Annotated in this window: 8 protein-coding genes; all 8 read right to left on the bottom strand. The window is 41.8% G+C overall.

Features of this window, described 5'->3' with window-relative positions; genetic code table 11:
- Positions 1-302 precede the first annotated feature (302 nt).
- Entirely contained in the window at positions 303-1,493 is a 1,191-nt protein-coding gene (tuf, locus tag ACFQIC_RS08160; RefSeq protein WP_204710807.1) for an elongation factor Tu, read from the bottom strand.
- A 123-nt stretch (positions 1,494-1,616) separates the two neighbouring features.
- On the bottom strand, positions 1,617-3,695 hold the full coding sequence (gene fusA, locus ACFQIC_RS08155) for an elongation factor G (protein WP_204710805.1): 2,079 nt from the start codon (positions 3,693-3,695) through the stop codon (positions 1,617-1,619).
- Between the two features lie 42 nt (positions 3,696-3,737).
- Complete coding sequence (gene rpsG, locus ACFQIC_RS08150) at positions 3,738-4,208, bottom strand: 30S ribosomal protein S7 (RefSeq protein ID WP_204710803.1); 471 nt, start codon at positions 4,206-4,208, stop codon at positions 3,738-3,740.
- 53 nt (positions 4,209-4,261) lie between these two features.
- Positions 4,262-4,675: a 30S ribosomal protein S12 gene (rpsL, locus tag ACFQIC_RS08145; protein ID WP_204710797.1), complete on the bottom strand. Its 414-nt coding sequence runs from the start codon at positions 4,673-4,675 to the stop codon at positions 4,262-4,264.
- A gap of 96 nt (positions 4,676-4,771) precedes the next feature.
- On the bottom strand, positions 4,772-5,023 hold the full coding sequence (locus ACFQIC_RS08140; RefSeq protein ID WP_204710796.1) for a ribosomal L7Ae/L30e/S12e/Gadd45 family protein: 252 nt from the start codon (positions 5,021-5,023) through the stop codon (positions 4,772-4,774).
- Positions 5,024-5,165: 142 nt separating this feature from the next.
- Positions 5,166-8,774, bottom strand: coding sequence for a DNA-directed RNA polymerase subunit beta' (rpoC, locus tag ACFQIC_RS08135; protein ID WP_204710795.1), 3,609 nt, complete (start codon positions 8,772-8,774; stop codon positions 5,166-5,168).
- A gap of 59 nt (positions 8,775-8,833) precedes the next feature.
- Positions 8,834-12,364 carry a DNA-directed RNA polymerase subunit beta gene (gene rpoB / locus ACFQIC_RS08130; RefSeq protein ID WP_204710794.1) on the bottom strand — a complete coding sequence of 1,177 codons (3,531 nt, stop codon included), beginning with the start codon at positions 12,362-12,364 and terminating at the stop codon, positions 8,834-8,836.
- Between the two features lie 321 nt (positions 12,365-12,685).
- Positions 12,686-13,288, bottom strand: a complete 603-nt coding sequence (locus ACFQIC_RS08125) for a class I SAM-dependent methyltransferase (protein ID WP_204710793.1) — start codon at positions 13,286-13,288, stop codon at positions 12,686-12,688.
- Positions 13,289-13,341 lie beyond the last annotated feature (53 nt).

Raw genomic sequence — 13,341 nt, 5'->3', positions numbered from 1 at the left:
CGCCTTTTATGACCAACATTACTAATTATATAGAATAATTGTTAGCAATGCAAGTGTTAATTCATAAAATAATTAATATGAACACTTCAATGTATTATACTAGGGTTTTTTGACGATTTCAATAGGTTTATATTATTTAATGGATCTTGTGATCAGTTCACTAATAGTTCACCGGTATAATTATGGCGTTAGTGCAAAGTCTAGTATTTAAGTTTTCACTAATAACTTAATAGATGACTGAAACCAAAAACAAACAGAAACCCATAAGAGTTTCTGTTTGTTTAAAGAAGAACATCTTAATATTATTCAGTGATTTTAGCAACAACGCCAGCGCCTACAGTACGGCCACCTTCACGAATGGAGAACTTAGTTCCATCTTCAATTGCGATTGGAGAAATAAGTTCTACAGTCATTTCTACGTTATCACCAGGCATTACCATCTCTACGCCTTCTGGAAGTTGGATAACACCAGTTACGTCAGTTGTACGGAAGTAAAACTGAGGACGGTAGTTAGAGAAGAATGGAGTGTGACGTCCGCCTTCATCTTTTGATAGTACATAAACTTCTGCTTGGAACTTTGTGTGTGGAGTAATTGTACCAGGCTTAGCTAGTACTTGACCACGGTTGATATCTTCACGGTTAACACCACGAAGAAGTGCACCAATGTTATCACCAGCTTCTGCATAGTCAAGAAGCTTACGGAACATTTCAACACCAGTGATTGTAGTTTTGCGAGCTTCTGGAGCAAGACCGATGATTTCAATGTCATCTCCAACTTTAATTTTACCACGCTCAACACGACCAGTTGCAACAGTACCACGGCCAGTGATAGAGAATACGTCCTCTACTGGCATCATGAATGCTTGGTCAACATCACGCGCTGGGTTCGGGATGAATTCGTCAACAGCATCCATAAGGTCGAAGATGCGTTGCTCATACTCTTCATCTCCTTCAAGAGCTTTAAGTGCGGAACCACTTATTACTGGTACATCATCACCATCGAAGTCATACTCGGAAAGTAGATCGCGCACTTCCATTTCAACTAGTTCAAGAAGTTCTTCGTCATCTACCATATCTGTTTTGTTAAGGAATACTACAATCGCAGGTACACCAACTTGACGAGAAAGTAGGATGTGCTCACGAGTTTGCGGCATCGGGCCGTCAGCTGCAGATACAACTAGAATAGCACCGTCCATTTGTGCAGCACCAGTGATCATGTTTTTAACATAGTCAGCGTGACCTGGGCAGTCAACGTGTGCATAGTGACGGTTTTCAGTTTCATACTCAACGTGGGCAGTAGAGATTGTGATACCACGTTCGCGCTCTTCAGGAGCACCATCGATCATATCGTATGCCATTGCAGAGCCTTCACCGGATCTTTTGTGAAGTACAGTTGTAATAGCTGCAGTTAATGTTGTTTTACCATGGTCAACGTGTCCAATAGTACCAATGTTAACGTGGGACTTGGAACGGTCGAATTTTTCTTTACCCATTCTATATTTCCTCCTTTAATTAAATACAAAGTTATTTAAATTGGATTTTTTATGTGAAGCAGGGAGTATTTTATACTCCCTGCTTACAATACAAGTTATACTTCAACTCAGCAAAAAAATCAATTATTCACCAGCATTTTTCTTGATAATTTCCTCAGAAATGCTCTTCGGAACTTCCTCATAGTGATCAAAATGCATAGTGTAGGTTCCACGTCCTTGAGTGTTTGAACGAAGCGCAGTCGAGTAACCAAACATCTCAGAAAGCGGTACAAATGCTTTAACAACCTGAGCAGTACCACGAGTTTCCATTCCTTCAACACGTCCACGACGGGAAGTTACATCACCCATAATATCTCCCATATACTCTTCCGGAATAACAACTTCAACTTTCATCATTGGTTCTAGAAGTACAGGTTTACATTTGTTTTTAGCTTCTTTAAGTGCCATTGATGCTGCTACTTTGAAGGCCATTTCATTGGAGTCAACATCGTGATAAGAGCCATCATAAAGAGTAGCCTTAATGTCGACCATTGGGTATCCAGCTAATACACCATTTTCTAAGGAATCTCTAATACCCGCTTCAACAGATGGAATGTATTCACGCGGTACTACACCGCCAACGATTTTGTTAACAAATTCATATCCAGCACCTTCATCGTTCGGCTCAAATTTAACCCAAACGTGACCGAATTGTCCACGGCCACCGGACTGGCGTACGAATTTACCTTCGACTTGTGCACTAGCACGGAAAGTCTCACGATAAGCAACTTGTGGAGCACCAATGTTCGCATCAACTTTAAACTCACGACGAAGACGGTCAACGATGATGTCAAGGTGAAGTTCACCCATACCAGCTATAATCGTCTGTCCAGTCTCTACGTTTGTTTCTGTTCGGAACGTAGGGTCTTCTTCAGCAAGCTTACCAAGTGCAATCCCCATTTTGTCTTGATCTGCTTTAGATTTAGGTTCAATCGCTACAGAAATAACTGGTTCAGGGAATTCCATAGACTCAAGAATAACTAAACTCTTCTCGTCACATAGTGTGTCACCAGTTCCGGTATCTTTAAGACCAACAGCACCAGCAATATCCCCAGCGTAAACGGCAGAGATTTCTTGGCGAGAGTTAGCGTGCATTTGCAGTATACGTCCTACACGTTCACGCTTATCTTTAGTAGAGTTCCTCACGTAAGAACCAGAACTTAATGTACCAGAGTAAACACGGAAGAATGTTAGTTTTCCAACATAAGGGTCTGTAGCAACTTTAAAGGCCAATGCTGAGAACGGCTCTTTATCATCTGGTCTACGTACCACGTGTTCATCCGTTTGTGGAACGTGTCCTTCAATTGGTGGTACATCCAAAGGAGATGGTAGATAATCAATGACACCATCAATTAACAGTTGAACTCCTTTGTTTTTGAAAGCAGAACCACAGAATACTGGGTAAAAGTCTACACCAAGAGTTGCTGTACGAATCGCAACTTTCAACTCTTCGTTTGTAACTTCTTCACCTTCAAGGTACTTCATCATCAATTCTTCATCAAGTTCAGCAACAGATTCTACAAGAAGAGTACGATACTCTTCAGCTTGTTCCTTGTATTCATCTGGAATTTCGCGAGCTTCCGCACGAGTTCCTAGGTTATCCATGTAATAGTATGCTTCCATAGTTACAAGATCAATGATTCCTTCGAAATCATCTTCAGCACCAATTGGAAGTTGTACCGCAGCAGCATTTGCTCCAAGACGGTCTTTTAACGTCCCTAACGAGTAAATGAAGTCGGCTCCGATTTTATCCATTTTGTTGATGAAAACGACTCGTGGAACACCATAAGTTGTTGCCTGACGCCATACAGTTTCAGTTTGTGGTTCAACACCAGACTGAGCATCTAATACAGCTACAGAACCATCAAGCACACGCAGAGAACGTTCAACTTCTACAGTGAAGTCAACGTGCCCAGGGGTGTCAATAATATTAATACGGTGACCTTTCCACTGAGCAGTTGTTGCAGCGGAAGTTATCGTGATTCCGCGCTCTTGTTCCTGCTCCATCCAGTCCATTTGTGAAGCTCCTTCGTGAGTTTCACCTATTTTGTGGATACGTCCTGTGTAGAAAAGAATACGCTCGGTTGCAGTCGTTTTACCAGCGTCAATGTGAGCCATTACGCCGATATTACGAGTCTTTTCCAAGGAGAACTCTCTAGGCATGATTTTTTCTCCTTCCTGAGTGAAAGTTTATTTCGTTGGTGATTACCAACGGTAGTGAGCGAATGCTTTGTTTGCTTCCGCCATTTTGTGCATGTCTTCGCGGCGCTTAACAGCAGCACCTGTATTGTTTGAAGCATCTAGAATTTCGTTAGCAAGGCGTTCTTCCATTGTTTGTTCTCCGCGTAGACGCGCATAATTTACAATGAAACGAAGACCTAGTGCTTGACGACGTTCTGGACGTACCTCGACTGGTACTTGATAGTTTGAACCACCTACACGGCGAGCACGAACTTCTAGTACTGGCATTACATTTTTCATAGCTTGATCAAAAGCTTCCATAGCTTCATTTCCACTACGCTCTTGAACAAGTTCAAAAGATTTATAAAGTATTTTCTGAGCTTTACCGCGTCGGCCGTCAACCATAATTTGGTTGATCATACGAGTAACAAGCTTAGAATTGTACATTGGATCTGGTAACACATCACGTTTAGCTACTGGTCCTTTACGTGGCATATGTTCCCCTCCTTTCTTTGGTTTTTATTTAACATGCGTTTCATACGCATTGTTTATTTTTTTGGTCTCTTTGTACCGTATTTAGAACGACCTTGCATACGACCGTCAACGCTTGCAGTGTCTAATGCACCGCGTACGATGTGATAACGCACACCAGGTAAATCTTTAACACGTCCGCCACGAATAAGAACAACACTGTGCTCTTGTAGGTTGTGGCCAATTCCAGGAATGTAGGCGTTCACTTCGATTTGATTCGTAAGACGAACACGAGCATACTTACGTAATGCGGAGTTCGGTTTCTTAGGAGTCATCGTACCTACACGTGTACAAACACCACGTTTTTGTGGAGAAGACTGATCTGTCATACGCTTTTTATAGCTGTTAAAGCCTTTATTCAAAGCTGGAGAGTCAGACTGTTTGCTTTTGCTTACGCGTCCCTTACGTACTAATTGGTTTATAGTTGGCATAATAATTATCCTCCCTTCAAAATTTATTAATACCACACATCCAGGTGGTTCATAAAAAGCCAAAAAACAAAGCTTTCGCGATTACACGCCAAAACTTTATTGCTTTATTGCCACTGTTGCAGCTCCAACATCAATGCCACACGCATTTCCTAATTCCTTCATGGAATTAACCCTCGTATGAGGAATGTTTAATTGTGCAGCTAGTTTAGCTACTTTCATAGTCATCAACTGATCTGCATCATCAGCCGTTATGACTTCAACCACTTCACCATTTTTCATAGATCTTAGTGTTTGTTTGATTCCAATGACTATTTCTGATTTAGCCTGTGCTACTTTTTCATAAGACATCTTCATATCCTCCAAAGTAACAAGGATAAACGGAAGCACCTAGATCATGTTATCACTTGGTAAAATCCATGTCAACTGTATTTTTAAAATAGTTCAACATAAGATGCTCCCTTATTTTATCCTGTTTACCTCTAGCTTTAGATTATGGCTGAGTAACTTCTTCTACAGCTTCAGCTTTTTCTTCTTTTTTCTCTGATTCTGCTTTAATCTTACGGTACCTTGTCATACCAGTACCTGCTGGAACAAGTTTACCGATAATAACATTCTCTTTAAGACCTAGTAATTCATCGCGCTTACCTTTAATTGCTGCATCAGTTAGGACACGTGTTGTTTCCTGGAAAGATGCTGCAGATAGGAAACTATCCGTTTCAAGCGATGCTTTGGTAATACCGAGAATAACCGGTCGGCCGACAGCCGGTTGGCCGCCTTCCACGAGAACTTTTTGGTTGGCATCTTTAAATTGATGGATCTCAAGCAGTGATCCCGGAAGAACATCTGTATCCCCTGAGTCGAGCACCCGAACCTTACGAAGCATTTGACGAACCATAACTTCGATGTGTTTATCGGAAATCTCAACACCTTGCATACGGTATACTTTTTGCACTTCTTTCAATAGATAAACTTCGACGCCTTCTAAGCCTTGAACGGTTAACAATTCCTTAGGGTCAATTGAACCTTCTGTTAACGGTTCGCCGGCTTGCAATTCGTCTCCGATAGAAACTTTCAACCTAGAACCATACGGTGCGGTGTAAGTGCGAGTTTCCACATTACCTTGAACCATAATTTCTTGTTTTTCTTTAACCTCATTGATTTCTACAACATTACCCTTGATCTCTGTTATTACAGCTTGACCTTTAGGGTTACGCGCTTCAACAATCTCTTGAATACGTGGGAGACCTTGTGTGATATCGTCACCTGCAACACCACCTGTGTGGAAGGTACGCATTGTTAACTGTGTACCTGGTTCACCAATGGATTGGGCTGCGATGATACCTACAGCTTCTCCTACTTCAACTTCGTCACCTGTAGCCAAGTTACGACCATAACACTTCTTACATACACCATGCTTCGTGTTACAAGTAAAGGCAGAACGGATGACTACTTCTTCAATACCTGCATCAACAATCTGTTTTGCTGCATCTTCGAAAATAACTTCGTTTCGAGTAGCAAGAACAGCACCTGTTTCAGGATGTATAGCTGTTTGGAAAGCTGTACGACCGATTAATCGATCAATCAATGGTTCGATAAGTTCAGTTCCCTCTTTTAGCGAGCTAACTGTCAAACCACGATCAGTTCCACAATCCTCATCACGAACGATAACATCCTGCGCCACATCTACAAGTCGACGTGTCAGATAACCTGAATCAGCTGTTTTCAGTGCTGTATCAGCAAGACCTTTACGAGCACCGTGAGTTGAGATGAAGTATTCTAGAACCGTTAAACCTTCACGGAAACTTGATTTGATTGGTAGTTCAATAATTCGTCCAGCCGGGTTGGCCATTAAACCACGCATACCTGCAAGCTGTGTGAAGTTTGATGCGTTACCACGGGCACCCGAATCACTCATCATGAAAATTGGGTTGCGTGGATTTAAGGAACTCATCAAACGATTCTGAATGTCATCCTTACACGCAGACCAAATCTCAATAACTCGGTCATAACGTTCCCCTTCAGTGATTAGACCACGACGGAATTGCTTGAGTACTTTATCTACTTTACCTTGTGCTTCTTCTAAGATTTCTTGCTTTTCAGGAAGTACCACAACATCAGATACACCAACTGTTATACCTGCTTTTGTAGAATAAGCAAACCCAAGATCCTTCATACTATCCAACATTTTAGATGTTTCACTAATAGAGAATCGTTTAAACACTTCCGCAATGATATCTCCTAGAATTCCTTTTTTGAACGGAAGAACTTCTTCGCGACTTGCGATTTCTTTCTTGATATCCGTTCCCTTTGCAATAAAGTAATGTTCTGGAGTTTTAATTTCAAGGTTCTCCTGTGTCGGCTCGTTCATATAAGGGAACGAGTTGGGAAGCATCTCATTAAAGATCAACTTACCAATAGTCGTAAGAAGCAATTGGTTGTGTTGAGCTTCTGTAAAGGTTTCATTGTTTAGCGAACCTGCCTGAACAGCTACACGAGTATGCAAGTGTACATATCCATTTTGGTAGGCCATGATTGCCTCATTTAAGTCCTTCACAACCGTGCCTTCACCTACTGAACCAGCACGCTCTAAGGTGAGGTAATAGTTACCTAACACCATATCCTGTGAAGGTGTAACAACAGGTTTGCCATCCTTAGGGTTTAAAATGTTTTGAGCTGCTAGCATTAGTATGCGGGCCTCAGCCTGTGCTTCAGAAGATAACGGAACGTGAACAGCCATTTGGTCACCATCAAAGTCAGCATTATAAGCTGTACATACGAGCGGGTGCAGTCGAATGGCGCGACCCTCTACTAAGGTTGGCTCAAAAGCCTGTATCCCCAAACGGTGCAGTGTTGGTGCACGGTTAAGCAGTACAGGGTGTTCTTTAATAACATCTTCAAGAACATCCCAAACCTCTGGATGTACACGCTCAATCTTACGTTTGGCCGATTTAATATTATGGGCTAATCCGCGAGAAACAAGCTCTTTCATAACAAATGGTTTGAATAGCTCAAGTGCCATTTCTTTTGGAAGTCCACACTGATACATTTTCAAGCTAGGACCTACTACGATAACGGAACGACCAGAATAGTCGACACGTTTACCAAGAAGGTTTTGACGGAAACGACCTTGCTTCCCTTTTAACATATGAGAAAGGGATTTGAGGGGACGATTTCCTGGACCTGTAACCGGACGACCGCGGCGACCATTATCAATCAATGCATCTACAGCTTCTTGAAGCATACGTTTTTCGTTTTGAACGATAATCGTTGGTGCCCCAAGATCAAGAAGACGTTTCAAACGGTTATTACGGTTGATTACACGGCGATATAAGTCGTTCAAGTCAGATGTCGCAAAACGTCCTCCATCTAATTGAACCATTGGACGTAATTCCGGCGGAACTACCGGAAGAACATCCAGTATCATCCATGATGGATTGTTACCTGAATTCCGGAAAGATTCAAGAACTTCCAGACGCTTAATCGCACGAGTACGACGTTGTCCTTGAGCAGTTTTCAGTTCTTCTTTCAGCGTTTCTACTTCTCCATCAAGATCAATGTCGAAAAGAAGTTTACGAATAGCTTCAGCACCCATCGCAGCTTGGAATCCTTGACCGAACTTTTCACGATAGGAACGGTATTCTTTTTCAGATAAAAGTTGTTTCTTATCAAGAGCTGTTTCACCTGGTTCAGTTACAATATATGCCGCAAAATAAATTACTTCTTCCAGAGCACGAGGAGACATGTCAAGGACAAGTCCCATACGACTTGGAATACCTTTAAAGTACCAAATGTGAGAAACAGGGGCAGCTAACTCTAAGTGCCCCATACGCTCACGACGAACCTTCGCTTTTGTTACTTCTACTCCGCAACGATCACAAACAATTCCTTTGTAACGTACGCGTTTATACTTTCCACAGTGACATTCCCAGTCCTTTTGAGGACCAAAAATTCTCTCACAGAACAAGCCGTCTTTTTCTGGCTTCAACGTACGATAGTTGATTGTTTCAGGTTTTTTTACCTCACCATACGACCAAGAGCGTATCTTGTCTGGTGAAGCCAGACCAATTTTCATATACTCAAATTTATTAACATCTAGCAAGGGGCCTACCTCCCTTTTAGTATCCAGGTTCTACCCTAAGCTTAGAACAAAGATCAGGTCTATTGTTCCTCTAGATTCATTTTCTCGGATTCTTTCGTTTGTTCTTCCTCAATATCTCGCATTTCAATCTCTTCTTCATCACCATCTAGAATCTTAACATCCATACCTAGACTTTGAAGCTCTTTGATAAGTACCTTAAAGGATTCTGGCACACCAGGTTCCGGCACATTATCTCCTTTAACAATCGCTTCATACGTTTTCACACGACCCACGACGTCATCTGATTTCACCGTTAGGATTTCCTGCAAGGTATACGCGGCACCATAAGCTTCAAGTGCCCAAACTTCCATTTCACCAAAACGTTGTCCACCAAATTGTGCCTTACCACCTAGTGGTTGCTGGGTGACAAGAGAGTACGGCCCTGTTGAACGAGCGTGCAACTTGTCATCTACCATGTGGGCAAGTTTAATCATATACATAACCCCAACTGACACTCGATTATCAAACGGTTCTCCCGTACGACCATCATACAGGATTGTTTTCGCGTCACGAGCCATTCCGGCTTCATCAAGCGTTCCCCAGACGTCTTCCTCACGCGCACCATCAAACACCGGGGTTGCTACACGAATACCAAGCTGACGTGCCGCCATGCCTAAGTGTAGCTCTAGAACTTGCCCAATGTTCATACGTGAAGGTACCCCAAGTGGGTTCAGCATGACATCAACAGGGGTTCCGTCTGGTAAGAAAGGCATATCTTCTTCTGGAAGGATTTTAGAAATAACACCTTTATTCCCGTGTCGTCCAGCCATCTTATCCCCTTCAGAGATCTTACGTTTTTGCACGATATAGGCACGAATGAGTTGGTTAACACCTGGAGGTAATTCATCACCGTCTTCACGGTTAAAGATTTTTACATCCAGTACGATACCGCCTGCTCCGTGTGGTACACGAAGTGACGTATCACGAACCTCACGTGCTTTTTCACCGAAAATAGCATGTAACAAACGCTCTTCAGCTGATAACTCTGTCACCCCTTTAGGTGTAACTTTACCAACAAGCAGATCGCCATCACTAACTTCAGCTCCAACTCGGATAATACCACGATCATCCAAGTCACGAAGAGCATCTTCACCGACGTTTGGAATATCACGAGTGATCTCTTCAGGTCCGAGTTTCGTATCACGAGCTTCAGATTCATATTCTTCTATATGAATAGAAGTATATACATCATCTTTCACAAGACGCTCACTCATGATGATGGCATCCTCGTAGTTGTAACCATCCCATGTCATAAAGGCTACAAGAGGGTTTTGGCCTAGAGCTAGCTCACCCATATCCATGGATGGTCCATCAGCAAGTATTTCCCCTTTAGTTACACGGTCACCTTTGGATACGATTGGTCGCTGGTTATAACAACTTCCTTGGTTAGAACGAATGAATTTCTGCAAACGATAGCGGTCTAAATCTCCCTCTACCTCTTGGCCATCTACTTCAGATACACGACGAACAAGAACTTCTTTTGCTTCAACACGTTCGATCAAACCGTCATGTTGACAAATAACTGCTGCTCCGGAGTCTTTACCTGAAACGTATTCCATCCCCGTTCCAACAGTTGGTGCATCTGGTTTAAGCAATGGTACTGCTTGACGCTGCATGTTTGCACCCATTAGGGAACGGTTAGAGTCATCGTTCTCTAGGAACGGAATACATGCCGTCGCTGCAGACACAACTTGTTTTGGAGAAACATCCATATAATCTAGACGGTCACGTGGAACTACTGTGTTTTCTCCTCGGAATCTCGCAATAACTTCTGCGTCTGTGAAAGATCCATCTTCAGCAAGTTTAGCATTGGCCTGAGCTACAACGTAATTATCTTCTTCATCAGCAGTCAAATAATCAATGTGTGCTGTAACTTTATTCGTTTCAGGATCAACACGACGATAAGGTGTTTCAATAAACCCAAATTCATTTACCTTTGCGTAAGATGACAGAGAGTTTATTAGACCGATGTTTGGCCCTTCAGGTGTTTCGATCGGACACATACGACCATAGTGGGAGTAGTGAACGTCACGAACTTCAAAGCCTGCACGTTCACGAGTTAAACCACCGGGTCCAAGTGCTGACAAACGACGTTTATGAGTTAGTTCAGCAAGCGGATTCGTTTGGTCCATAAACTGTGAAAGCTGGGAACTACCAAAGAATTCTTTAATAGATGCAATCACCGGACGAATGTTAATCAATTGTTGCGGAGTAATAGAAGACGTATCTTGAATCGACATACGCTCACGTACTACTCGCTCCATACGAGATAAACCTATACGGAATTGGTTTTGCAACAACTCACCAACGGAACGAAGACGACGATTTCCTAAGTGATCAATGTCATCTGTTCCACCGACACTATGCAGTAAATTAAAGAAATAACTGATAGATGAAATAATGTCAGCCGGGGTGATGTTTTTAACATCATGATCAATGTTAGCATTGCCAATCACATTAATAGATCGTTCCCCTTCTGGATCAGTAGGGTCTACTATTTTCACAGACTGAACACGAATTGGCTCTTCTAATACACCCTCGGAAGGTTCTAGAATACGTTCGCTTGTAGTTTCTTCCTCATTATCAAAATGAGGAATTAGCCTGTCCAACAAACGGCGATCAATTTTGGCGCCCTTCTCTGCTAATACTTCACCAGTTTCCTCATCTACTAAAGTTTCTGCAAGAGTTTGATTAAACAAACGATCTTTAATGTGAAGCTTCTTATTCATTTTATAACGACCAACTCTAGCTAGGTCGTAACGCTTAGGATCAAAGAATCGGGAGACAAGTAAGCTTTTTGCGTTCTCTACAGTTGGCGGCTCTCCTGGACGTAGTCGTTCGTAGATTTCAAGCAACGCTTTTTCACTGTTTTCCGTATTATCTTTTTCTAGCGTGTTTTTCAAGTACTCGTTTTCACCGATCAAATCAATGATTTCTTGATCAGTACCGAAACCTAGAGAACGGAGTAAAACGGTTATAGGAAGTTTACGAGTACGGTCAATTCGAACGTGTGCTACATCTTTCGCATCCGTTTCAAATTCCAACCATGCTCCACGGTTCGGGATCACTGTAGCAGTGTTTCCGCGCTTCCCGTTTTTATCAATCTTCTTGTTGAAATAGACGCTTGGAGAACGAACAAGTTGTGAAACGATAACACGTTCAGCCCCATTAATAACAAAGGTACCGGTGTCGGTCATTAACGGGAAATCTCCCATAAATACTTCTTGCTCTTTCACTTCGCCTGTTTCATTATTTAAAAGACGAACCTTTACACGAAGTGGCGCATTGTATGTTACGTCACGATCTTTTGATTCATCGACTGGATACTTTGGCTCACCTAGGCTGTAGTCTATAAATTCTAATGAGAGGTTTCCTGTGAAATCTTCAATCGGAGAAATATCCTTAAACATTTCTTTCAAACCTTCTTCTAAAAACCAATTATAAGAAGCGGTTTGAATCTCGATTAAATTAGGTAACTCTAATACCTCACTAATACGTGCGTAACTTCGCCTTTGGCGGTGTCGTCCATATTGAACTAGTTGACCTGACAACTGATTCACCCCTTCAATCAAGCATATTTATAACGAAAAAAGGGTTCGGCAAAGACATGCCGAACAGGCTTGCGGTTGATCTTGCCACAAGCACTATTATTTAAACATCCGCAGTTGCGAATGGTGTTTCTTCATTTTTCTCTAACGTTAGACAAAAAGGAAAAAGGGTTTTCAAATAAAAACCTCATTTCATTTTATTACTTGTACGATTTACCATTCTATCCGTTTTTTAGCGTTTTATACAAAAAAACTAAAAATAGGCCTTGACAATGCAAAGGTCATATTGGCATTTTTCAATAGTATCACAAATGAATTAGGTCGTCAAACCTTTTCAGCCTTAAGAACATAGTAACCTTTCTTCTTTATAACAACTTCTACATTCCCAAAAAGTTCTTCCAACTTATCAATCGCCGATGGCGCCCCTTGTTTCTTTTGAATGACTACCCATAACTCTCCACCAGGAAGTAATGCCATAAAGGAATCTTCCAATATAGAATGGACAACATCTTTACCTGCACGAATAGGCGGGTTTGTTAGAATTACGGCAAATGAATAGTTTTCGAGATTGGTAAAACGATCACTTTCTTTAATCGTGACATTATCTATTTTGTTTTGGATAGCGTTTCTCTCAGCAAGCCCAAGTGCACGTTCATTTACGTCAGCCATCACAATTTGACGATCAGAAAATTCCTTTGCAACAGATAATCCAATCGGTCCGTAACCACAACCAATATCAAGAACGTCACCAGGAGTCCCCGGCATAGTAAAGGCTTCGATTAACACACGAGAACCAAAGTCAACTTCCGCCTTCGAAAACACTCCATAGTCCGTTGTAAAAGTGAAGTCATTCCCTCTTAAATTAAAAGAGAAGGAGCGTTGATCACTTTTCACTTCTGTTTTTTTAGAATAATAATGTTCAGTCATACAGAACACCTTCTTATATAAAGTGAAATTCCATTAATAGTTTTATACTTTGT

The sequence above is a fragment of the Halobacillus seohaensis genome (assembly GCF_042663045.1).
In the GTDB taxonomy this organism is placed as follows: Bacteria; Bacillota; Bacilli; order Bacillales; family Halobacillaceae; genus Halobacillus_A; species Halobacillus_A seohaensis.
This window is presented reverse-complemented; position numbering and strand designations above follow the sequence as displayed.

Coding starts and splice junctions, on each gene's coding strand:
- tuf (WP_204710807.1), bottom strand. CDS start 1,493: ATGGGTAAAGAAAAATTCGACCGTTCCAAGTCCCACGTTAACATTGGT.
- fusA (WP_204710805.1), bottom strand. CDS start 3,695: ATGCCTAGAGAGTTCTCCTTGGAAAAGACTCGTAATATCGGCGTAATG.
- ACFQIC_RS08140 (WP_204710796.1), bottom strand. CDS start 5,023: ATGTCTTATGAAAAAGTAGCACAGGCTAAATCAGAAATAGTCATTGGA.
- rpsG (WP_204710803.1), bottom strand. CDS start 4,208: ATGCCACGTAAAGGACCAGTAGCTAAACGTGATGTGTTACCAGATCCA.
- rpsL (WP_204710797.1), bottom strand. CDS start 4,675: ATGCCAACTATAAACCAATTAGTACGTAAGGGACGCGTAAGCAAAAGC.
- ACFQIC_RS08125 (WP_204710793.1), bottom strand. CDS start 13,288: ATGACTGAACATTATTATTCTAAAAAAACAGAAGTGAAAAGTGATCAA.